Below are 22,674 nucleotides of genomic sequence, written 5' to 3'. Positions count from 1 at the left end.
TCCCGGAGGCCGCGATGACCACCGCGACATCGCTCACCACTTCGCGCTGGCCCACGGTCGCGCACGCCACCGGCGCCGCGCTGATCGGCGCGATCGGCCTGTCTCATCTGCTGTTCATCCACGTCCTCGGCGAAGACGGTGCGGGCGAGAAACTCGTCGACGAATTGGCGGCGCGGACTCCGGCACCCATGTTCGAAAGCGGAAGGCAGACCACGGTATTCGATCTCAACACCGGCTACAGCGTCGGAATGGGCGCGATGGGCGCCATGTTCGCGATTCTCGTCCTGCTCGCCGTGCGCGCGGCCCCGCACCTGATAACCCGCTGGTCACCGTTCAATTGGGCCTGCACCGCGACGGCGGCGCTGGTGTGCTGGATCGCGGTGCTCTACTTCCCCGAACCGGTGATCGCGTTCTCGGCCGTGGGTACGGCGTGCTTCGCGGCCGTGCTGATCGGCGGGACTCGAACGAGCTAGCTCGAGGCGTCCCGCAGCGCCGCGGCGGTTTTCGAGTTCGGACAGTGCATGATCTGCTTCGGTGTCCCCTCGCACAACACTCGGCCCCCGTACTTGCCCGCACCCGGGCCGAGGTCGATGATCCAATCCGCTGAGCGGATGATGTCGAGGTTGTGTTCGATGACGACGAGGGTGTTGCCCTTGTCTACCAAGCGATTCAGGACCGACAACAAGGTCTCGATATCGGTGAGGTGCAGGCCGGTGGTGGGTTCGTCGAGGATGTAGAGGGTGTGGGCGGCGGGGCGGGACAGTTCCTTGGCGATTTTCAGGCGTTGGCATTCGCCGCCGGAGAGGGTGGTGAGGGATTGGCCCAGGCGCAGGTAGCCGAGGCCGACCTCGTGGAGGTGGTGGAGCGCGCGGGCGATGGCGGGGGCGGGGAGGCGGTCGAGCGTCTCGGTGACGGTGAGGTCGTCGACGTCGGCGATGGTCAGGCCGTCGACGGTGTAGCGGAGGACCTCGTCGGTGAAGCGGCGGCCGCCGCAGGTCTCGCAGACCACCTCCTGCCCGTCCAGGAACGCCAGGTCGGTGTAGATCACGCCCGCGCCCTGGCACGCCGGGCAGGCGCCCGCCGAATTCGCGCTGAACAGCGCCGCGGACACCCCGTTGCGCTGCGCGAACAGTTTGCGCACGGCGGGCGCGAGACCGGCGTAGGTGAGCGGAGTCGAACGCCGGTTCGTGGTGACCGGCCGCTGGTCCACCACGGTGGCCGGATGCCGCGCCACCAACTCGGTGACCAGACTCGACTTCCCCGACCCGGCCACGCCGGTGAGCACGGTCAGCACGCCGGTCGGCAGGTCCACCGACACATCGCGCAGATTGTTACGGGTGGCGTCGTCGATGCGGAGCTTGCCCGTGGGGACGCGCGGCGTCCGCCCGGCGAGCCGGGTCCGCAGGCCGTGACCGGTCGGGGTGTCGGCGGCTCGCAGCGCCTGGAAATCGCCCTCGAACACGACCCGCCCGCCGCCGTCGCCCGCGCCCGGCCCGATCTCGACGATGTGGTCCGCCACCCGCAGCACGTCCGGATCGTGCTCCACCACCAGCACCGAATTCCCTTTGTCCCGAAGCCTTTTCAGCAGCCCGGTCATGGATCGCACGTCGTGCGGGTGCAGCCCGACGGTCGGTTCGTCGAAGACGTACAGCATCTCGATCAGGCTGTTGCCCAGATGCCGGACCGTCTTGATGCGCTGCGACTCCCCGCCCGACAGCGTGGCGGTGGGCCGGGCCAGCGCCAGGTAGCCGAGGCCGATCGAGGTCAGCGCCCCGAGCTTCTCGTGCAGCGCCGAAACCACCGGCGCGACCGCGGGTTCGGACACCTTCGTGACGAGGTCGGCCAGTTCCTCGATCTCCATCCGGCTCATCTCCACGATCGTGTGGCCCAGCACCCGAGCCGCCCGCGCGGCGGCGTTCAGGCGCTCGCCGTGGCAGTCCGGGCACGGCGCCGAGTGCGTAAACCGTTCCACCACGGCCTTTTTCTGCTCCGACAGCGTGTCGGACGTGTGCAGATAGATGCGCTCGAACCGCTCGACCACACCCTCGTAGTCCTGCGGCGGCCGGGTGCCGAGCGCCGCCGCGGCCGCGCCCCCGAACAGCAGCGCCTGCCGCTCCTGTTCGGACCAATCGCGCAGCGGCGTGGCCGGATCGAACGACCCGATGTCGGCGTACTGCCGGTACCAGTACTGCCCATTGCCGAAACCCGGCAGCAGAATCGCGCCGTCGGCCAGCGACTTGTCCGTATCCAGCAGCCGATCCACCGCGGTCGTCAGCGTCTCGCCCAGCCCGGCGCACGTCGGGCACATCCCGGCGGGGTCGTTGAACGAGAAGTGATTGGACTCACCGACATACGGCTCGCTCACCCGCGAGAACAACAGCCGCAGATAGGTGTACGCGTCGGTGATGGTCCCCACGGTGGAGCGCGCGTTGCCGCCCAACCGCTTCTGATCGATCACCACCACCGGCGACAGCCCCTCGATCAGATCCACCTCCGGTCGACTCCAGCGCGGCAGCCGATTGCGGACGAACGGCGGGTAGGTCTCGTTCACCTGATACCCGGCCTCCGCCGCGATGGTGTCGAAGACCAGCGACGACTTCCCCGACCCGGATACGCCCGCGAATACCACCAGGCGCCCGCGCGGCACGTCGAGATCGACCCGCCGCAGATTGTTGGTTCGTGCCCCGCGAATACGAATATCGGCCATGACGCCGACCGTATGCGCAGATGTGGACAGTTCCCGACCGCAATTGCGACCATACATCATGGCTGACAACACCCGCCGACTCCTCGACCTGCTGGCCTACCTACAGACCGGCCGCCGCTTCAGCGGTACCGAACTCGCCGACCGCCTCGAGACCAGCCTACGCACCGTCCGCCGCGACATGGAACGGCTGCGCTCCTACGGCTACCCGGTCGTCACCCAGCCCGGCCCGGGCGGCTTCTACCGCCTGTCCGCCGGAAACGCGCTGCCGCCCATGGTCTTCGACGACGAGGAGGCGGTGGCGACCGTCGTCGGCCTGGGCCTGCTCGCCGCGACCACGGCCGACGAGGACGGCGCCACCGGCATGGCCGCGGCCGCCGACCGCGCCTTCGGCAAGATCGACCAGCTCCTCCCGAAGCGCCTGCGGGCACCGGCTACCGCGCTGCGCGGCACGGTCGAGGCCGCCACCCAGTTCGCTCCGGCGATCGACGCTGAGGCGCTGGCCACCCTCGCCACCGCGGCCGCCCGCCATGAACAGATCACCTTCACCTACACCACTCGCGCCGGAACGACCGCCCGCCGCCGTGTCGAGCCGTATCGCCAGGTGCATCGGCTCCTGCGCTGGTACCTGCTGGCCTGGGATCTCGACCGCGCCGACTGGCGCACCTTCCGGATCGATCGCATCGACGAGATCACCTCGGGCGGAAAACGTTTCACTCCGCGTCCGCTGCCTTCCGAATCCGCCGCCGACTACCTGCGTGGCACCCTCACCGCCGGACGCCACCGCGCCGTGGTCACCGTCGCCGCCCCGGCGGCCCGCCTGGCCGACATCCTGCGCTTCCAGGACTGCGACATCGAGACGCTGACCGCTGACCGCTGTCGCGTCACCACCTGGGTCGACTCGTTCGAGTGGCTGATTCTGAACCTCGCGTTCCTCGACGCCGACTTCGTCATCGAGCGTCCCACCGAATTCCGCGACCGCTGCAGCGCTCTCGCCGAGCGCCTGTCCCGCGCGAGCCGACCGTAGCCCGGCATTTCCCCAGCACCCGTCGTGACCGCGGCACAGCAATGGACCGGCACATCGCGCTCGAGAGTCGATTACGTAACAAATCGGGCGCGAAATTCGGTGGTGGACTGGCACCATTGAGCCATGACTCCGCGCAGTGACGACGCGCCCATGCCGCGACCCCGGCCACCCGGCGCCGAACCCGATGCCGCGGTGTGGTCCGAGCGCGCCGACAAGGCCGAGTCCGCCATTCTGGCCCGGCATCTGCGCATGCTGTGGGTGGTGCCGGGCACGGAACTGGGCGTTGTCGGCTGGCCGGCCACCGCCGCGGAGCGGGCCTTCCTCACCTGGCACTACTGGTGGCAGGCGCACCTCATCGACGTCGCGGTCGACGCCGCCAATCGCGAGCAGACACCGGCCCGCACCGACCGCATCGCCGCCATCGCCCGCGCCCACCGGATCCGCAACCTCACCGGCTGGACCAACAACTACTACGACGACATGGCTTGGCTGGCAATCGCATTGGAGCGGGCCGAGCGCACCCAGGGCATCACCGAGGTACGCGGCGGGCTGGCCGCGCTGCACAAACAACTGCGGGACGGCTTCCGGCGGGAGATCGGCGCCGTGCCGTGGCGCAAGGATTCCGACTTCTACAACGCGCCCGCCAACGGCCCGGCCGGCATCGCCCTGGCCCGCCTCGGCGATTACGACCTGGCCATCCGCATCGCCGACTTCATCGATGAGCGGCTGCGCGACCCCGACACCGGGCTCGTCTTCGACGGCGTCCATCTACCGTCCGACGACCTCGAACGCGTGGTGTACAGCTACTGCCAGGGCGTGGTGCTGGGCCTGGAAACCGAACTCGCCGTGCATTCCGACGAAGCCGTGCACCTCGACCGCGTGCGGCGGCTGCTGAACGCGGTCGAGGAACACCTGACCAGCGGCGGCGTCGTCACCGGCGGCGGCGGGGGCGACGGTGGCCTGTTCAACGGCATACTGATTCGCTATCTGACGCACGTCGCGCTGATGCTGCCGGGCGAGGACACCGCGCCGCGGTCGGCGCGGCGTCAGGCCGCCGCGATCGTCACCGCTTCGGCCCGTGCGGCCTGGGAGCATCGGCTCGACGTCGAGGGCGATCCGCTGTTCGGTCACGACTGGACCGTGCCCGCCACCCTGCCCACCGGCACCTCGGGCGCCTCCTACTTCACCGTGGGCGGTTCGGTCACCTCGTCCGCGACGCCGGAGCGCGACCTGTCCGTGCAACTGTCGGGCTGGCTGTTGATGGAATCCGCCCACCTGGTGACGGCCGCGGGGTTCTAGGCCCGGTCGTCCTCGCCGTTCGCGTACCGCCCCGACCACAGCAGCGTGGTCTCGGGGTCACGCGAGCCGTGCCTGACGACGGCGGAGTCGCACTCCGCCACCGCGTCGAGATCGAAATCCTCGGCGGGGCGCGCCATTTCGATCCGGTACTGCCGGATGCCGAGGGCCGTGCCCACGATCAGTCCGGCGACCAGCGTCCCGATCACCGTCGGCATCAGCCACGACACGTGGTCGAGGAAACCACCGGCGTAGAAGCCGACCAACAGCAATATCGGCGCCCAGATCACCGCGCCGATCGAACTGGCCAGCGTGTAGCGGCGATGGTCCATGCCCGCGGCCCCGGCGACCAGCGGGCACAGCGTGCGCACCCACGGAATCCAGCGGGCCACCAGTACCGCGGTGAAACCGTGCTTGTGCAGCAGATCGGTCACCCGGGCCAGATTCCGGGCATTGATATAGCGCCCGTTCTTGCGCGCGACCAGATGATGCCCCGTGCGATTACCGATGACGTAACCGACCTGATTACCGGCGATCGCGGCGACCATGGTGCCCACCGCCAGGCCCCAGACCTGGGCGTGCCCACCGGCATGAGAGGCCAGCACGATCCCGGCGGTGAGCAGCATCGAGTCGCCCGGCAGGAACAGGCCGATGATGAGTGCGCACTCGAGGAACACGAAGACGAGGACAACGGTCCAGACGAGTGCCGGTCCGGCGGACTGCAGCGGATCGAATCCGCCCAGTGCGAGGGGTAGCGGCGTGGTCGGCAAGGGTCAGCGCGTGGGTTCGTTCGTCGGAACAGGGATCTCGGTGGTGCTGTCGACGCACTCGGCGAGGACGGGTTCGCGGTTGAGCAGCTTGCGGCCGATGGAGATGATGGCCGGCAGGATCGATACCAGGACGATCAGCAGGAAAATGGCCTCGACATGGTCGCGGATGAAGGCGACGTTGCCGAGGAAGTAGCCCAGCACGGTGACCCCGCCACCCCAGGCGATGCCGCCGATGATGTCGAAGGTCAGGAACTTGCTGTAGGTCATCTTCGACACGCCCGCCAGCACCGGCATGAAGGTGCGCACGATCGGCACGAACCGGCCCAGGATGATGGTCTTCGGGCCGTGCTTCTCGAAGAACTCGTGGGTCTCGGTGACGTAGCGCTGCTTGAAGAAGCGCCCGTCCTGCTTCTGGAACAGCGCCGGGCCGATGGCGCGGCCGATCCAGTACGCGCTCTGATCTCCGGCGATCGCGACCAGGGCGGTGGCCGGGACCAGCACCCAGATGTTCACCGGGGGATGCGGCTGCGCGGCGAGCAGTCCGCCGGTGAACAGCAGCGAGTCGCCCGGGAGGATGGGGAACAGCAGGCCGGTCTCGATGAAGACGATGACCAGGATGGCCGGTAGCACAGCATGCCGCAGCGCCGACTCCGTGAGCAGGTACATCGGGTCCAGCAACTCTTTGATGGAGAAGTTGCTCGCGACAGCGTCAGATATGGCCAGCAAGGTCACGGCCCCCACAGTACCGGCACTATCGCTATCGCACCGAACCTCACGGGAACCTCACAGAAGGTTGCTGGTCGTCGCCTCGCGGCCGCGGCGGCATCGGCGGATTTCGGCCGGGGCCGCCGGATCGCAGCCCGGCTTACACCCGGGCGGCGGCGGAACTTAGGGTAGTGGGAACAGAGTTGTCGTTCGCACCACACACGGAGGTCCTGCAGTGCCCATCGCGACTCCGGAGGTCTACGCCGAGATGCTCGGTCGGGCCAAAGAGAACTCCTTCGCATTCCCCGCGATCAACTGCACATCGTCGGAGACGATCAACGCGGCGATCCGCGGCTTCGCCGAGGCCGGCAGTGACGGCATCATCCAGTTCTCCACCGGCGGCGCCGAATTCGGCTCCGGCCAGGGTGTGAAGGACATGGTGGTGGGTGCCACCGCACTCGCCGAGTTCGCGCACGTGGTGGCCGCGCGCTACGACGTGACCATCGCGCTGCACACCGACCACTGCCCGAAGGACAAGCTCGACACCTTCGTGCGCCCGCTGCTCGCCATCTCGCAGGAGCGGGTCAAGGCCGGGCAGCACCCGCTGTTCCAGTCGCACATGTGGGACGGCTCGGCCATCCCGATCGACGAGAACCTCGAGATCGCCAAGGAACTGCTGAAGCAGACCGCGGCCGCGAACATCATCCTCGAGGTGGAGATCGGCGTCGTCGGCGGTGAAGAGGACGGCGTCGAGAACGCCATCAACGAGAAGCTCTACACCTCGCCCGAGGATTTCGAGAAGACCATCGCGGCGCTGGGCGCGGGCGAGAACGGCAAGTACCTGCTGGCCGCGACCTTCGGCAACGTGCACGGCGTGTACAAGCCGGGCAACGTGAAGCTGCGCCCGGAGGTGCTGGCCGAAGGCCAGAAGGTCGCCGCGGCCAAGCTGGGTCTGGGCGAGGGCGCCAAGCCGTTCGACTTCGTCTTCCACGGCGGCTCGGGCTCGCTGAAGTCCGAGATCGCCGACGCCCTCGAATACGGCGTGGTGAAGATGAACGTCGACACCGACACCCAGTACGCCTTCACCCGCCCGATCGCCGGGCACATGTTCGCCAACTACGACGGTGTGCTCAAGATCGACGGCGAGGTCGGCAACAAGAAGACCTACGACCCGCGCAGCTACCTGAAGAAGGCCGAGACCTCGATGGCCGAGCGCGTCGTGGAGGCCTGCAACGACCTGAAGTCCGCGGGCAAGTCCGTCAGCGCCGAGTAGGCGGACTCCGGGCCCCGCTCGTTCCCGTTGCCCCGGTGCTGAGAGGATGGAAGGTTCCGGTGCGCCGGGGCGGCAAGGGTTTCGGGTCTGTGCCATACCCAGGGTCGACGGGTGGGCACGCTGCGTGTTAGGTAGGGGTCCATGAGCTTGGATGTGCGCGTCCTGGGGCCGGTGCAGTTGCTGGTCGACGGTGTGCCGGTGCCCGTGGGCGGGCCGAAGCCGCGCGCCTTGCTGGCGGCGCTCACGGTGAATCGCCGCCGGGCGGTGTCGTCGCAGGCGCTGGCCGACATGGTGTGGAACGAGCAGCCGCCGGATTCGTATCAGGCCAGCCTGCAGGTGTTCGTTTCGAATATCCGCAAGGCGCTGCGCAATTCGGGAGTGGAGCCCGCGTCGGTGCTGCGCACCGAATCCTCGGGCTACCGCCTCGAGGTTCCCGACAGCGGTTGCGATCTGGGCCGTTTCGAACTGGCCCGGCGGGCGGGCGCCGAGATGGCCGACGCGGGCAACCACGAGGCCGCGGCGCGGCGGTTCGCGACGGCGCTGGCCGAGTGGAGCGGCAAGGCGCTCGACGACCTGTCCGGGTTGTCGTTCGCCGAGAGCTTCGCCACCGCCATGGACGAGGAGCGCCTGCTGGTCGCCTCGGCGCGTATCGACGCCGAGATCGCCTGCGGCCGAGCGTCTTCGGTGGTCGGCGAGCTGGTGTCGATGACGAACGCGCACCCGCTGCGGGAACCGCTGTGGGCGCAGCTGATCACCGCGCTGTACCTGTCCGGCCGCCAGGCCGACGCGCTGGACGCCTGCCGCCGCGTGCGCACCGTGCTCGCCGACGAACTCGGCATCGACCCCGGCCCGGCGCTGGTGGAACTGGAGCAGCGGGTGCTGCGCCAGGAGCCGCTCAACACCCTCGCCATCGCCCAGGCCGAGCGAATGGCCAAGGCCATGACCGAGACCGTGACCGAGGTGCCGCGCAGCGCCCGCGGCGGAAAGCTGCGGCTGCCCGACGGGCGCACGGTCCCGATCGGCAAGTCGGGCTTGAAGATCGGCCGGATGACCGACAACGATCTGGTGCTCGACGACCCCAAGGTGAGCCGGTACCACGCACACATCCAGCCGAGCCGGGCCGGACTGTTGATCAAGGATCTGCATTCGGCCAACGGCATTTTCATCAACGAGCAGGCGGTCGACAGCGGCGCCATGCTCACCGACGGCGACGTGGTGCGGATCGGCGCCACGGTGCTGGTCTTCCGCGCCGACGCCGAGTAGCCGGCCGGCGGCGCGGCTGTGAAATGCCACGAATCGGGGCGGTCGGCCCGGTAGGGTCTGGCCCGGTGAGAAGGCCGCGGCGCGGCTCGCGTTCGCGGCGTCCGAATTCGCGCAAGACACGGTGTCGAGGGGTTGGACCATGGCCGTGCGGCTGCTGGCTGCCGTTGGAACGATCGTCGTGGGTGCCGGGGCGCTGCTGGGTACGCCGCCCCCGGCGCTGGCCGATGCCGAGAGTGGTTCGGCCGCACCGGTTCCCGGCGCCGGGCCGTGCGCGAGCGATCCCGCGCCCACCCATGCCGGGCTGGTGCCGAAGACCCTCGAGGTGCCGGTGCCGTACCCGGTGGTCACGGTGGATCCCGGGCCGGGGCCCGCGGTGCCGCCCACCCGGACGCGGCAGGAGCTGCCGCCGGATCCGTGCGTCAACCCGTGCCCCGATCTCACCGACGCGCCGGAGCCGCCGCCGGGGCCGCTCGGCCGTCTCGGCATCCCCGAGTTGCTGGTGAATCCGCAGCCGTTCTATTTCGCGCTCCCGCCCGGCCCCTCGCCGGACCCGGTACCGCCGCCCCCGCCGCGCGCCGATCCGCCGGTGGAGCCGGCGCCGCGGACCGCGCCGCCGCCCGCGCCGGGAGTGCGGGGCGTACGTGAGGTCGCCAAGCTGACCGGCGCGCGGTCGGTGAACCGCACCGACAAGCGGTGGCAGGTGTACGGCACCGATCTCGGCATCATGTGGGAGAGCGGACCGGACGAGATCGCGATGGCCTTCGGCGACACGGTCGGCGTCGGCTTCCATCCGCCCGGCGGGATGGGCGGGGACTGGCGCAGCAATCTGCTCGGTTTCAGCAGCAACCGGGATCTGAGCCAGGGCGTGGTGCTGGACCGCATGGTCACCGACGGCCGCTGTCACGCGGCGGAGGTGCTGCCGAGCCGCAAGAAGGACAATATCGAGATCACCACCATCCCGACCTCCGGATTCGCGCTGCCGCAACCGGATTCGCCGACCGGATATCGGCAGTACCTGAGCTACATGTCGATTCGCACCTGGAACGGGGTACCCGGCACCTTCTACACCAACTACGGCGGCATCGCCTACTCCGACGACCACGGTCAGACCTGGACCAAGGATCCGCACGCGCGGTGGGACAACATCTTCGGACTGTCGAATTTCCAAGTGTCCGCGATGGTTCCGCACGACGGTTACGTGTACATGTTCGGCACCCCCAATACCCGGCTCGGCTCGGTGGGGCTCGCCCGGGTACCGGTCGACCAGGTGCTCAACACGACCGCCTACCAGTACTGGCGGGACGGACACTGGACCCCGGCCGGCGGCGCCGCCTCGGCGACGTCGATCGTCGACGGTCCCGCCGGTGAGCTGTCGGTCCGCTACGACCCCGGCCGCGGTGTGTGGCAGATGAGCTACCTGGACACCGCGAAGACCGCCATCGTTGTGCGCGAAGCGAATTCACCCCAGGGTGGGTGGTCGGAGAGCACACCGACGGTCTCGGTGAGCGCCTACCCCGAGCTCTACGGCGGATTCATCCATCCCTGGTCCACCGGCTCGGACCTGTATTTCACCATCAGCACCTGGAGCGACTACAACGTCTACCTGATGCGCGCCGAACTCGGCGGATGAGCCTAGCTCAATCGAACCTGGGCGATGGCCCGGCCGAACAGCTTCTTGCCCGCGGAGGTGCCGCTCAGCAGGATCGTGGCGGTGCGGCGTTCCGGGTCCAAGGATTTGACCTTGCCGGTGAATTCGATCCGGGCGGGCGACAGCGGTTCCACCGGGACGAAACCCGAAAGGCGCACGCTGTAGCTCTCGATCGCGGTCGGATCGCCCAGCCAGGAACTCAGGAACTCCCCGCCCAGGCCCATCGTCAGCAGACCGTGGGCGACGACGGTCGGCAGGCCCGCCAGCTCGGCGGCGCGGTCGCTGAAATGGATCGGGTTGGGGTCGCCGGAGACCCCGGCGTAGTTCACCAGGTCGCCGCGGCTGAGCTGCATGGTGCGGGCGGGCAGCTGGTATCCGACGCTCAGGTCGTCGAAGCTCGGCTCGCTGTGAACCGGTGCGCCGCGCCATGATTCGGCGAGCGTCGGCACCGGGGTGGCCTCCTCGGCCGTGATCGGCGCGAGCACGTCCGGGTCGATGCGGTCCTCCTCGCGACGCCGCATGACCAGACCCTCGACCAGTCGCACGATGTCGGGGTCGCCCTCGCCCAGCCGCGCCACGATGCTGGTGGTCGCCACCAGCACGACGGCGCCGGACGCGTCGGTGAGGATGGCCTTGACGACGATGAAGTCGTTGCCGCGCACCCGGCGGACCGACTCGATGATCGCCTCGCTGCGCAGCCGGTCGCCCGCCACGATGGGGCGGTGCGCCTCGAAGACCTGATCGGTCTGCAGCACCTGGGACAGGTCGTAGTCGGACAGCACCGTGTCGAGCAGAGCCTGGGTGATGGTCATGCCGATCACCGAACCGAAGGTCGGTGGCGCGACGATGCCGTCCCAGCCGAGCTTCCCGGCGTCGGCGTCGTACCAGTGCGCCGGATGGGCGTTCTGCACCGCGCGGGCGAATTCGCGGATCTTCTCCCGCCCGACGTCGTAGTGGTCCCGAATCCGGAAATGCCGACCGGCCAAGGCCGTGGGTGCCGGCGCGTCGGGTGCCAGCTGCGGCATATCCCTTGCTCCCTGCTCTTACTGCGTAAATACTCGGACCGGCCGAAACCCCGGAATTGGGCTGTGCGGGGCGGCCGGGCAACCGGGCCATGCTACCGGGTTTCGGACCGGCGACCAGGTCTCTGTGACGTTCATCGCGCGGCCGTGCCGAAATGTCACAGGCGGCGGTGAACGTCACAGCAGCTCGTCGGTGCACGGGTCAGCCGGCGTTCGGAGGATCGCACACCTTCCAGCCGTCGGGGGTCTGCTGGAGATCGAAGGTGCGGGCGGTGCGGCTGTTCGGGTCGGCGTCGGTGTAGACGCTGGCCTGCGCGACCGCCTTGTCGCCGGTGATCTCCACGGAGTCGACGCTGTCCACCCGGGGGACCTTCTTCTGGTCCACCGACAGCTTGTGCACGCCGGCGAACTGGTCCGGGGCGATGTTCTGATAGAAGTCGTGCAGCGGGCCGCAGGTGGCCGCGCGCAACTCGGTCAGATCGCCGCTGTCGAGCGCGTCGGCGTAGTCCGACACGGCGGCCTTCACCCGGCCCTCCGGTGAGTTGTCGGCGCCGCCGCCGGACAGTCCCACGATGGCGGCGACCAGCGCGACCACGAGAACGACCGCCGCCGCACCGGCGAAGACCAGCCAGCGCTTGCGATTGCCACCCGGGGCGCCGGGGGCAGCAGCGGGCGGCACATGCTGCGGCGGCGCGATCGCGCGCGGTTGCTGACCTTGCTGTGGCGAGGCGGCCCCGCGTTGCCGGACTTGCTGTGGCGAGTTGGCTGCGTGTTGCTGGCCTTGCTGTGGCGAGGCGGGCGCGTGTTGCTGGCCCTGCTGTGGCGAGTTGGCTGCGTGTTGCTGGCCTTGCTGCGGCGGGGCGGGCGCGTGTTGCTGGCCCTGCTGTGGCGAGGCGGCCGTGTGCTGCTGGCCTTGCTGTGGCGAGTTGGCCGTGTGCTGCTGGCCCTGCAGTGGGACGGCTGGGCGTTGCTGCTGGCCCTGCTGTGGTGTGCGCGGTGGCAGCGGCTGGGCGGGCATGGTCGGCTGGATGTCGGCGGGCGACGGAGCACTGGCCTGCCTCGGCTTCGGGGGGCGAGCGCCACCAGGGCGGCCAGGCTCGGCGGCAGGCGGCTGCCCCGGCCCCGAAGGCCCTTGGGGCACCGGGTTCTTCGGCCCCGCCCCCGGCCGGGGAGTAGCGGGTGGCCGGGTAACCGGAGCCGGGCCGGCCCCGGACGACACCACCCGATCCCCCGACTGCCCGGCACGCTCGGTACGAATCTTCTCGGTCGCCTGGTCACCCGGCTGCTGCACCGGCAACACCATCGTCTTGGCATCCGAAGGATTCGAAATCGCCGGAATGGCAGTAGTCTCCGCCTCGTCCCCGCTCGGCTCCTCGCCCGAAGCCTCCGCCTTGCCCCCACTCTTGGCAATAGCCTCGGTCTCGGCCTCCGCCCCCACCCCGGCCGCAGCCGCCGACCGCTTGATCGATTCCGCTGTGGGAGAAGAGCTTCCACGCCCACCCGAACCGGATGCACTGCCCTCGTCCCCCGCCCCGCCCGAACCCGACCCGGACGCGCTGAACCCAACCCCACGAGCCGACCCGCGCGGATCGCCAGCGCTGCCGGTTCCGTCCCCTGCCGTCCCCCGCCCGGATGTGCCGGTTCCGCCCGTGCCCCGCCCGGATGTGTCGGGCCCCGCCACGCCCCGCCCGGATGTGCCGGATTCCGTTGCACGGCGGTCCGAGATGCCGGATTCCCTCGCGCCTGACCCGCTCGGACCAGAGCTGCTCGAACCCGATGCGCCGGACCTGGACGTGCTGGATCCCGGGGCCGCCGGTACGGATGCGCGGGCACCGGGGCCCGAATCACCCGAACTCGACGCATCGGAATCGGAGGTGCCGGACGGCGAACCACCTTGCGCGGCGGTAGTACCGCGACCGCCCGCCCCCTGGTTCGGCAGCGCCGCCTTCTCCTGCGCGGGCACCGACTCCCCCCGCCCCGCCGCACCCGATGCGGGCCGGTCAGCCAACCCGCCCGATCCGAACGAAGGCACACCGGACTTCGCCCCTACCGAGCCGAGCGCACCGGCATCGGAGGTGCCGGACGGCGAACCACCCTGCGCGGCAGCGGCACCGGGTCGGCCCGCCCCCTGGTTCGGCTGCGCCGCCTTCTCCTGCGCGGGCACCGACTCGCCCCGCCCTGCCCCAGCAGCACTCGGCGCGGGCCGTTCAGCCGCCCCACCGAGCCTCGGCGAAGGCGCACCGGACTTCGCTCCTAGCGACCCTCCTTGCCCACCACCGAGGTTCGACACCGCCCGTGAAACACCTTGCCCTGCACTACCACTCGACCTCGAACCAGGCAAACCACTCTGTCCGGCTCGGCTACTCGCTCCTCGGCCCGGCGTACCGCCCGGCCCGGCATCGGCACTCTCCCCCGAGCTGGCCGCACCGCCACGCCTGGGGTCGGGACTCTCGCCCGTACCGGGCAAACCACCCTGTCCTGCCGTGCTGCTCGACTCTGAACCGGACGCACCGCCACGCTCGGCATCGGGGTTCTCTTCCGGGCCGGGCAGACCACCCGGTGCACCAGTACTCGATCCCGGGCCGGATGTACCGCCCTGTCCGGCGCCGGAACGGGATCCTGCGCCGGGCGAATCGCCTTGGCCGCCAGCGCTATTCGATCGGGGGCCCGGCGTGCTGCCTTGCGTGGTGTCGGCGAGCCTTCCGGAGGTGGTCGGACCGCTCTGTCCGGCAGCGCTCGGTGCCGGGCCCGGTGTAGCGGCCTGTGGGGTACCGGAGCTCGGCGGGACGGGCTGGGCCGCATCGGTATCGCGGTTGGTGGCGGGTGGGTGGGCCTGCCCGGTGCCGGGGCTGGAGGAGGGGGCGCGCGAAACGCCTTGTCCGGCACGGGCGGCTGCGATCCGCTGTGGCAAGCCTGTTATGGCTCTGCCGCCCGGCCGCTGCTGGGCGGGTACGGGCCGGGTCGGTGCTGCGCTCCCGTCCGAAGCGGGCGGCTGCTCCCGTCCCGCCGGTCCGCGGTCGTCGTGCCCGACTCGGCTCGACTGTCCACCCGGGCGCGGTGGCGTGGGGGAGGGGGATACGCCTGGGCGGCCGGGGGACGGGGCGCCGGGGTCCTTTCGGATGGCTTCGGTTTCCGCGGCGGAGGGGTCGGGCGTGTCGGAGGGGGAGCGGCCCGCTACTCGGTCGCGGGGGATGCGCTGGGTCTGTCCGGCGGACCCGGCCGGGCCGGGGGGCGGCACGGCAGGCGAAGAACGTTCGGCGCCCGGAGCACCCGGGTGTGCCTGCCGTTCGGGCTTCTGGTCGTTCGGGTCGGACACGCGCTACCCCTCGCTCAACGTCAACAGTGAACTCGACGGTCAGCCTAACCAGCATTTGGAGCGCCGGTGCACATTGCGGCACGACAGTCGGCGCCCGGGCGCGCGGCGTGTGAATAATGTCCCCATGACCTCCTTCGGCGATCTGCTCGGACCGCAACCGGTATTGCTCCCCGAACTCTCCGACGCGGAGGAGGCAATACTCGACGGTCAGGACCCGGTGCAGGTGGCCGCCGCGCACCCGACGGCGTCGATCGCCTGGGCCTGCCTCGCCGAGGACGCGCTGACCCGCGCCGAGGCCGCGGGGGCCGACATCGACGGCGCGAGCCCGGTCCAGCCCGACGTCATCGCCGCCTACGCCTTCGCTCGCACGGGCTACCACCGCGGCCTGGACCTGCTGCGCCGCAACGGCTGGAAGGGCTTCGGTCCGGTGCCGTGGAGCCACGAGCCCAACCGCGGCTTCCTGCGCAGCGTCGGCGCGCTGGCGCGGGCCGCCCGCGCCATCGGCGAGACCGACGAGTACGCCCGCTGCCTGGACCTGCTCGAGGACTGCGATCCGCGGGCCGCGAGCGAACTCGGCCTGGACTGAGCGAGACCCGTCCATCGCATTGACCAACCTGTCGTCATCGATGCGGATCGGGGCCGTCCGCGACAGCGGTAAGCAGCGTCTGCGCAACGGCTCCCAGCGGTTGCGCAAATCCGCGCTGCCCATCGTGCAGTGCGCCGTCGCCGCCGCGCTGGCCTGGTTCCTCGCGCACCGTGTGATCGGCCACCCGCAGCCGTTCTTCGCTCCGATGGCCGCCGTCATCTCGATCGGCGTCTCCTTCGGGGCGCGGCTGCGGCGCTCGGTGGAACTGGTGGCGGGGGTCGCGGTCGGTATCGGCATCGGCGACTTCTTCATCGCCCGGGTCGGCACCGGGCCGTGGCAGATCGCCCTCGTGGTGGCGTTCGCGATGGCGACGGCCGTGTTCCTCGACGGCGGCGCGATCATCCCGATGCAGGCCGCCAGCTCCGCGGTGCTGGTGGCGACGCTGATGCCGCCGCACACCGGTGGCGGCGCCAACCGGATGATCGACGCCCTCGTCGGCGGGCTGGTGGGCGTCCTGGTGGTGGCCGTCATCCCGCTGCACCCGGTGCGGCGCGCCCGCCAGCAGGCCGCCGACATCCTCGCCGTCGTCGGCAAGTCGCTCACCGAATGCGCCGACGGCCTGCACGAACAGAACGCCGACAAGGTGCGTCTGGCCCTGGACTCCGTCCGCGGCACCCAGCCGCAGATCGACGGGTTGCGCAACGCGCTGGAAGGCGGCCGCGAGGTCAGCCGCATCTCACCCCTGTACTGGAATTCGCGACGGCGCCTGGAAACCATCCGCACCGCCGCCGACCCGCTCGACAACGCCGTCCGCAACACCCGCGTGCTGCTGCGCCGCGCGCTGACACTGGTGCGCGACGACGAGATCCTCGACCCGCGCCTGATCGACGAGGTGGAAGACCTCGGCAAGGCGATCGACGTGGTGCGCCGCTATATGCTCGCCGACCCGGGCGAGCAGCCCGACGCCGCCGAGGCCACGCGGGTGCTGCGCCGCGTCGCCAAGGCCGCCACCAAGGATCTGGTCGGCGGCGCCGGGCTGTCGGCGCACGTGGTGTTCGCGCAGCTGCGCTCCATCGTGGTGGATCTGATGCAGGTCTGCGGGGTGAAGCGGCTGTCGGCGATCGCGCTGCTGCCGCCGACGGTCGACAACCCCTACGTCACCCCGGAGGACTGAGCGGTTAGCCGTCGAATCGCCCGCGCCCACAGGCGATCTCGACTACGCAGGCGTGCACGTGCATCCGGGCCGACCTGCGAGCGTCCGATTCGGCTTGTGCGACACCGACTTTGATCTTCGGGTAGTGGACTACTCGTGTACTCGCCCCGGCTCGCTCGTAACGTCGTTCTCGACCGCGTCGGCGAGGGGTCGGCGCGGTCGGAACTTCGCGACAGCGGTGGGCACAGCGGCCATTGGTGTGGTGGCCCGGCCCATCCTCGAGCGAAGCGGGCCGCTCGATCCTCCGAGGTCGGATCGGGCGGCCCTACCGGGAGGGGAAAGTAGGGGGAGATCCGGGCGATGGTGTGCGGTGCGATGGCCGCCCTGGCTCACATCCAGAACCAGGTCAGGCTGCTGCCGTACCGCCACCATCGCCACGGAACTCCGGACAGGTCGAAGAGCGTGTCGACGAGCTGATAGAAGGCGTCCCGCAGCGGCGGCACGCCCCACAGCAGCGCGAACAGCAGCAGAAAGCCCCACGGCTTCACCTGCTCCAGCGACCGCCGCGTCTGATAACTCAGCGACGGCTCCACGATCCCGTACCCGTCGGTACCCGGTACCGGGATCAGATTCAGCACGGTGGCGATGATCTGCAGATAGGCGAGGAAACTCAGGCCGAACCAGAACGCCGGATGCGACGTGGCCGAGCCGAACAGCCGCACCACGACCAGCAGCACCACCGCGCACGCGGCATTCACCGCCGGGCCCGCGCCGCTGATCATCCGCTGCGTGCGCGTCGAGAAACCGCCCGATCGCAGGTAGACCGCCCCGCCGGGCAGGGCGATCCCGCCCAGCGCGATGAAGATGATCGGCAGCACGATCGACAGCACCGGATGGCTGTACTTCAGCGGATTCAACGTCAGATAACCGCGCAACTCGACCTCGCGGTCGCCCGCCCGCCACGCCGTGAACGCATGTCCGAACTCGTGCAGGCACAGGCTGACGATCCAGCCGAACACCACCATCACGAACACACCGAGCTTCGCCCGCGTCGAGGACACGTCGGCGTCCCAGGCCAGCGCGCCACCCAGCACCGCGACCACGATGATCAACAGGAACACCGGACTCGGGCGCACCGCCCCCGACATGCGGCGGGCGCCGAACGGACGGCTCATCGGACCAGCAGCCAGGGCTCGCTGTGCCGGTAGAAACTCGACCGCGGCACCGTCCGATCGCTGCTGATCCCGTCGCGCGTCACCAGCGCGCCCGGCGCACCCAGCTGCACCGCGCGGCCCGCCACCCAGCGGCGCTTGCGCAGGCCGCGCACCACCGTGGCACGCACCCCCGGCCGCTCCAGTGTCGGCGAGATGTGCAGCGCCCCAACCTTTCCGGTGAACAGGCGGACGTCGTCGACGTACGCTTCGCCCTCCAGCTTTCCCCCGTTCGGGCCGCAGATCGTGGCCCGGCCCACCAGCACCTTGCCGGTGTCGTCGCGGATCAGCGGGGTCTCGACCGGCTTACCCTCCAGGGCGCGCTTGGCGGCCGCGGAGCCGGTGCCGGTCTGATAGGCGCGCGAACCGTAGGTGCGGTCCACCGGTACATAACCGATCTCCACGCCCAGCCGCTCCGTCCGCAGCAGATGGGTGAGCACCGCCGCCAGCCCGGCGTCCTCACCCAGCACGATCAGCCGCGGCAGGCTGTCGGCCGCCAGCACCGGCAGCAGCTCGTCCAGCTCCGAACCCTCCGGAATGGCCGCCGTCTGCGTGGTCGGCAGCGACGCGAGCGCGATCGGCATCGGGGCGCCGTTGCAGCGGAGAACATGGGTACTCAACTGCGGTACACCCTCCTCGGACCTGGCAACTGCATCGTCCTCGCTGCACTCGGGCGAGCCCCCTTCCGGCTCACCTCCCGAGCCACCATAGCTGTGTTCATCGGCCGCGGCTTCGCCGCGGCGGGTTTGCGGCGCCCTCAGGCTCGGTTTTCGAGCACCGCTGCTTGCTCCTTCGTCGCTTGCGCAGCGGTGCTCGAAAACCGAGCCGCGCCGCAAACCGGACGGGGTTGCGTAGGGGTGGGCCTTGTTGGGGCGGTTCTCTTCGGGTCTTCTCGTTTGTCGGGATGGGTCGAGAATTTCGTATCGGCGCTGGTCCTTGGTGTGATCCGGGTCATGGGAGCGGGTTGGGGCGGGTGAAAAATGTTGGGGCGGTTCATATCCGGTGGCGGTGTGTGGTGCGGGCCACAGTGGGCGCGTCGGCTCGGGAGGGCGGGAGACGGCATCCATTAGACTGTGCTCCCGGCCACCGCCTCGGAAACGGCAGGTAGCTGCAGCGTCGTGGACGCTGCGCGTCTAACCGTAGGAGACTCCACATGCCGGCAATCGTCCTGATCGGCGCCCAATGGGGCGACGAGGGTAAGGGCAAAGCTACCGACTTGCTCGGCGGTCGAGTCCAATGGGTGGTGCGCTATCAGGGTGGCAACAATGCCGGTCATACCGTGGTGCTGCCCAACGGGGACAACTTCGCGCTGCATCTCATCCCGTCGGGGATTCTCAGCCCGGGGGTGACCAATGTGATCGGCAACGGGGTGGTCGTCGATCCGGGCGTGCTGCTGGAGGAACTCGCGGGGCTGGAGGACCGCGGTGTCGACACCTCGCGGCTGCTGTTGTCGGCCGACGCGCATCTGATCATGCCGTATCACGTGGCCATCGATAAGGTGACCGAGCGCTTCCTCGGCAACAAGAAGATCGGCACCACGGGGCGCGGCATCGGACCCTGCTACCAGGACAAGGTGGCGCGGGTGGGCGTGCGCGTCGCCGATCTGCTGGACGAGAAGATCCTCACGCAGAAGGTCGAGGCGGCGCTGGAGTTCAAGAACCAGGTGCTGGTCAAGATCTACAACCGCCGCGCGCTCGACCCGCAGCAGGTGGTCGACGAGGTGCTCACCCAGGCGGAGGGGTTCAAGCACCGCATCAGCGATACCCGGCTGCTGCTCAACCAGGCGCTCGAGGGTGGCGAGACCGTGCTGCTCGAGGGCTCGCAGGGCACCCTGCTCGATGTCGACCACGGCACTTATCCATATGTCACCTCCTCCAACCCGACGGCCGGCGGTGCGGCGGTGGGTTCCGGTATCGGCCCCAACCGGATCGGGACGGTGCTCGGCATTCTCAAGGCCTACACCACCCGCGTCGGCTCCGGCCCGTTCCCGACCGAGCTGTTCGACCAGTCCGGCGAATACCTGGCCAAGACCGGCGGCGAGGTCGGCGTGACCACGGGCCGCGCGCGGCGCACCGGCTGGTTCGACGCGGTGATCGCCCGCTACGCCACCCGCGTCAACGGCATCACCGACTACTTCCTCACCAAACTGGACGTACTGTCCAGCCTGGAGCGGGTGCCGATCTGCGTCGCCTACGAGATCGACGGCGAGCGGGTCGAGCAGATGCCCACCACACAGACCGAGTTCCACCACGCCCGGCCGATCTACGAGGAGATGCCCGGCTGGTGGGAGGACATCTCCGGCGCTCGCACCTTCGCCGACCTGCCGGCCAACGCCCAGGCCTACGTGCTGCGCCTGGAGGAGCTGTCCGGCAGCCGCATCTCCTGCATCGGCGTCGGCCCCGGCCGCGACGAGACCATCGTCCGGCACGACGTTCTGGGCTGATTCAGCGGAAGGGACAAGGCTCACAACGCCTTCGCAGTCAGCCTTCAGCTAGGCTGAAGGTCGACCGACGAAGTGAGGACAGATCCGTGGGCATCCGGCACTACCTGTATCGCGCACCGTCCGTCTCGGCCGCGGAGGCGATCGATGCCGTCCGAGGTGGAGCGTTGATCGTGGACGTGCGCAGGCAATTCGAATGGAACCGCACCCACATTCCCGGCGCGCTCCACCTACCCCTGGAACAGCTGGCCGCGGGATGCGCGGACCTGCCGGAGGATCGGCTGCTGATCACGTTCTGTACCGGCGGCCTGCGGTCCTACGGCGCGGCGAACCTGCTCATCGAGTACGGCTTCGAGGCCAAGAACATGTCCGGCGGGCTGGTCGACTGGCGCGCCGCCGGAGGCGAGCTGACGAGTCAGTAGCAGGTCAGCGGGGCCAGCGGGTCGGCGGCGTGCGGGGTGAGGGCGGCGTAGGCGGCGGCGACGGCCTTCACGCCCAGGCGTAGATCCGACTCCTCTCGGGTGAAGGGCAGGCGCAGGAAGCGCTCGAAGGCGCCCTGGACGCCGAAACGTGGTCCGGCCGCGAGCAATACGCCGTGATTGGGCGCGGTGGCGGCGAGTGCCGTCGAGACTGGGGCGGGCAACTGGACCCACAGCGACATGCCACCGACACCGGGCACCGCACGCCACTCGGGCAACTCCTCGCCCAGTGTGGACAGCAGCGTCTCGCGGCGGCTGCGCAGCTGGTCGCGGCGGCGGGCCAGGATGGTCTCGGCGTGCTCGAGCAGGTACACGGTGGCCAGCTGGTCCATCACCGGCGTACCGAGGTCGACCGTCGAACGGGTGCCGAGCAGCTTCGTGATCAGCGTCTGATTGGCGCGCACCCAGCCCACGCGCAGGCCGCCCCAGAACGACTTCGACGCCGAACCGATCGTGACCATCTCCGGCCCGCGCGCGAAAGCCGCTGCGGGCGGCGGGTTCTCACCCTCCAGCTGCTGGTCCACCATGGACTCGTCGACGATCACCGTCATGCGGGTCTCGCGGGCGATGGCAGCCAGTTCGGCCCGGCTCTCGGCGTTCATCAGCAGCCCGGTCGGGTTGTTGAAATCGGGCACCAGATAGGCGGTGCTGGCCGCGGTTTGCCGTGCGGCACTGCGGATTCCGTCGAGATCCCAGGCCGCGCCCGGACGCTCCGGGCGCAGTGGCACCGGCACCGGCCGGGCGCCGACGTCCCGGATCGCCTCGATCGCATTGGGATAGGTGGGATGGTCGATGAGCACCCGCTCGGCCGGCGCGGTGAGCACGTTCAGCAGCAGCCGCAGGCCGTGCTGCGCACCGAGGGTGACCAGGATCTGGTCCGGGTCGGTGGGCAGGCCGCGCTCGGTGTAGCGGCGCGCGATCGCCTCGCGCAGCGGCAGCACGCCGACCGGATCCATGCCGTGCGTGCCGAGGTAGATCGGAAGCCCTTGCAGCGCCGCGGAATACGCCTCGCTCATCTCCGGCGGCGCGGACATCGCCGCATAGGTCAGGTCGATGGCGGGCAGCTCGTCCGGGGACATCATCGCGAGAATGCTGCGTGCCGGCTTGGTGCCGTCGTGGGTGACACCGGCGGGCAGCGCGACCGTGCTCCGCGAACCCTGGCGGCTGATCAGGTAGCCGTTCTCCCGCAGCAGCGCGTACGCCGAGGTGACGGTGGTGCGGCTGACGCCGAGGGCGGTGGCCAGGTCGCGCTCGCTGGGCAGGGCGACGCCCAAGGGTGCGCGGCCGTCGTGGATCAGCAGCCGAATGCTCTCCGCCAGTGCGAGATACGCGGGGCGAGAGGTGCGCCGGGCGGTGGAACCGGGCTCGGAATTCTCGTGCCGCCAACGGCCCAGATCGCGGGTCAGGGTGGCCGCGCTGATCACACGGAGTGCCATGCAGGCCAGTATTGCGATATTGGCTATGTATTTCAAGTCCAGCACGGTGCACGGTGGAGGCCATGACCGCACTTCTGCTGATCGGAATCGTTGTCGTGGTGCTGGTCGCGGCGTTGCGCGATTACGCGCCGCGGCCGGGTGAGCGCGAAGGCTTCCGGCAGGCGGCGCTGCGGGCTCGGCATTCGCTCACCGATTGGGGCGCGGCGCACGCCGAGCCCTGTGCTGGAGGTCCAGTGGATCGCACTGGACTGCGTGGGCGGTGCCGTCCGGTGCCGGTCTCCCGGCGGCTCTCTGATCGCCGCGGAAATGGAGCCAGTATCCAGCGAGTGGATATTTGATCCCGGA

Annotated in this window: 19 protein-coding genes; 11 read left to right on the top strand and 8 right to left on the bottom strand. The window is 69.8% G+C overall.

Features of this window, described 5'->3' with window-relative positions:
• Positions 1 to 14 precede the first annotated feature (14 nt).
• Positions 15 to 473, top strand: a complete 459-nt coding sequence (locus NWFMUON74_RS33470) for an LIC_13387 family protein (protein ID WP_187685687.1) — start codon at positions 15 to 17, stop codon at positions 471 to 473.
• Here the strand turns inward: NWFMUON74_RS33470 and NWFMUON74_RS33465 are convergent.
• The gene (locus tag NWFMUON74_RS33465) at positions 470 to 2,707 is read right to left on the bottom strand and encodes an ATP-binding cassette domain-containing protein (protein ID WP_187685686.1); all 2,238 of its coding nucleotides are present in this window, start codon (positions 2,705 to 2,707) and stop codon (positions 470 to 472) included. The genes NWFMUON74_RS33470 and NWFMUON74_RS33465 overlap by 4 nt on opposite strands.
• 58 nt (positions 2,708 to 2,765) lie before the next feature.
• Here NWFMUON74_RS33465 and NWFMUON74_RS33460 point away from each other — a divergent pair, with 58 nt between their 5' ends.
• Together NWFMUON74_RS33460 and NWFMUON74_RS33455 are read left to right on the top strand one after the other, a co-directional pair.
• The gene (locus NWFMUON74_RS33460; RefSeq protein WP_187685685.1) at positions 2,766 to 3,731 is read left to right on the top strand and encodes a helix-turn-helix transcriptional regulator; all 966 of its coding nucleotides are present in this window, start codon (positions 2,766 to 2,768) and stop codon (positions 3,729 to 3,731) included.
• Between the two features lie 150 nt (positions 3,732 to 3,881).
• Complete coding sequence (locus NWFMUON74_RS33455) at positions 3,882 to 5,030, top strand: glycoside hydrolase family 76 protein (protein ID WP_232111263.1); 1,149 nt, start codon at positions 3,882 to 3,884, stop codon at positions 5,028 to 5,030.
• On the opposite strand, the gene NWFMUON74_RS33450 is transcribed toward NWFMUON74_RS33455, so the two are convergent.
• The gene (locus NWFMUON74_RS33450; RefSeq protein WP_187685683.1) at positions 5,027 to 5,797 is read right to left on the bottom strand and encodes a DedA family protein; all 771 of its coding nucleotides are present in this window, start codon (positions 5,795 to 5,797) and stop codon (positions 5,027 to 5,029) included. The genes NWFMUON74_RS33455 and NWFMUON74_RS33450 overlap by 4 nt on opposite strands.
• Positions 5,798 to 5,800: 3 nt before the next feature.
• The gene (locus tag NWFMUON74_RS33445) at positions 5,801 to 6,514 is read right to left on the bottom strand and encodes a DedA family protein (RefSeq protein WP_425343095.1); all 714 of its coding nucleotides are present in this window, start codon (positions 6,512 to 6,514) and stop codon (positions 5,801 to 5,803) included.
• Between the two features lie 223 nt (positions 6,515 to 6,737).
• On the opposite strand from NWFMUON74_RS33445, the gene fbaA reads away from it, so the two are divergent.
• From fbaA to NWFMUON74_RS33430, 3 genes are all read left to right on the top strand, one after another.
• Positions 6,738 to 7,775, top strand: a complete 1,038-nt coding sequence (fbaA, locus tag NWFMUON74_RS33440) for a class II fructose-bisphosphate aldolase (protein WP_187685682.1) — start codon at positions 6,738 to 6,740, stop codon at positions 7,773 to 7,775.
• A 141-nt stretch (positions 7,776 to 7,916) separates the two neighbouring features.
• On the top strand, positions 7,917 to 9,038 hold the full coding sequence (locus NWFMUON74_RS33435; RefSeq protein ID WP_187685681.1) for a BTAD domain-containing putative transcriptional regulator: 1,122 nt from the start codon (positions 7,917 to 7,919) through the stop codon (positions 9,036 to 9,038).
• A 139-nt stretch (positions 9,039 to 9,177) separates the two neighbouring features.
• A complete protein-coding gene (locus tag NWFMUON74_RS33430; protein ID WP_187685680.1) occupies positions 9,178 to 10,668 on the top strand; it encodes a glycoside hydrolase family 183 protein in 1,491 nt (496 codons plus the stop codon).
• A gap of 2 nt (positions 10,669 to 10,670) precedes the next feature.
• On the opposite strand, the gene NWFMUON74_RS33425 is transcribed toward NWFMUON74_RS33430, so the two are convergent.
• Together NWFMUON74_RS33425 and NWFMUON74_RS33420 are read right to left on the bottom strand one after the other, a co-directional pair.
• Positions 10,671 to 11,711, bottom strand: coding sequence for a fused (3R)-hydroxyacyl-ACP dehydratase subunits HadA/HadB (locus NWFMUON74_RS33425; RefSeq protein ID WP_187685679.1), 1,041 nt, complete (start codon positions 11,709 to 11,711; stop codon positions 10,671 to 10,673).
• 199 nt (positions 11,712 to 11,910) lie between these two features.
• Positions 11,911 to 12,726 (bottom strand): Rv0361 family membrane protein, encoded by an 816-nt coding sequence (locus NWFMUON74_RS33420; protein WP_187685678.1) that lies wholly within the window; start codon positions 12,724 to 12,726, stop codon positions 11,911 to 11,913.
• A 2,422-nt stretch (positions 12,727 to 15,148) separates the two neighbouring features.
• Here NWFMUON74_RS33420 and NWFMUON74_RS33415 point away from each other — a divergent pair.
• A complete protein-coding gene (locus tag NWFMUON74_RS33415; RefSeq protein ID WP_187685677.1) occupies positions 15,149 to 15,610 on the top strand; it encodes a DUF3151 domain-containing protein in 462 nt (153 codons plus the stop codon).
• 40 nt (positions 15,611 to 15,650) lie between these two features.
• On the top strand, positions 15,651 to 16,784 hold the full coding sequence (locus tag NWFMUON74_RS33410) for an FUSC family protein (RefSeq protein WP_187685676.1): 1,134 nt from the start codon (positions 15,651 to 15,653) through the stop codon (positions 16,782 to 16,784).
• 368 nt (positions 16,785 to 17,152) lie between these two features.
• Here the strand turns inward: NWFMUON74_RS33410 and NWFMUON74_RS33405 are convergent, their stop codons facing one another.
• Together NWFMUON74_RS33405 and NWFMUON74_RS33400 are read right to left on the bottom strand one after the other, a co-directional pair.
• Positions 17,153 to 17,938 carry a site-2 protease family protein gene (locus NWFMUON74_RS33405; protein WP_187685675.1) on the bottom strand — a complete coding sequence of 262 codons (786 nt, stop codon included), beginning with the start codon at positions 17,936 to 17,938 and terminating at the stop codon, positions 17,153 to 17,155.
• Positions 17,935 to 18,594, bottom strand: coding sequence for a hypothetical protein (locus NWFMUON74_RS33400; protein WP_232110725.1), 660 nt, complete (start codon positions 18,592 to 18,594; stop codon positions 17,935 to 17,937). The genes NWFMUON74_RS33405 and NWFMUON74_RS33400 overlap by 4 nt, the downstream gene beginning before the upstream one ends.
• A 533-nt stretch (positions 18,595 to 19,127) precedes the next feature.
• Here NWFMUON74_RS33400 and NWFMUON74_RS33395 point away from each other — a divergent pair.
• Positions 19,128 to 20,417: an adenylosuccinate synthase gene (locus NWFMUON74_RS33395; RefSeq protein ID WP_187685674.1), complete on the top strand. Its 1,290-nt coding sequence runs from the start codon at positions 19,128 to 19,130 to the stop codon at positions 20,415 to 20,417.
• An 86-nt stretch (positions 20,418 to 20,503) separates the two neighbouring features.
• A complete protein-coding gene (locus tag NWFMUON74_RS33390) occupies positions 20,504 to 20,836 on the top strand; it encodes a rhodanese-like domain-containing protein (RefSeq protein WP_187685673.1) in 333 nt (110 codons plus the stop codon).
• Here NWFMUON74_RS33390 and yczR read toward each other — a convergent pair.
• A complete protein-coding gene (gene yczR, locus NWFMUON74_RS33385; RefSeq protein WP_187685672.1) occupies positions 20,830 to 22,329 on the bottom strand; it encodes a MocR-like transcription factor YczR in 1,500 nt (499 codons plus the stop codon). The genes NWFMUON74_RS33390 and yczR overlap by 7 nt on opposite strands.
• Before the next feature lie 62 nt (positions 22,330 to 22,391).
• Here yczR and NWFMUON74_RS33380 point away from each other — a divergent pair, with 62 nt between their 5' ends.
• Positions 22,392 to 22,667: a hypothetical protein gene (locus tag NWFMUON74_RS33380; protein WP_187685671.1), complete on the top strand. Its 276-nt coding sequence runs from the start codon at positions 22,392 to 22,394 to the stop codon at positions 22,665 to 22,667.
• Positions 22,668 to 22,674: the final 7 nt, after the last annotated feature.

Origin of the sequence: Nocardia wallacei, from assembly GCF_014466955.1 — a bacterium.
In the GTDB taxonomy this organism is placed as follows: domain Bacteria; phylum Actinomycetota; class Actinomycetes; order Mycobacteriales; family Mycobacteriaceae; genus Nocardia; species Nocardia wallacei.
This window is presented reverse-complemented; position numbering and strand designations above follow the sequence as displayed.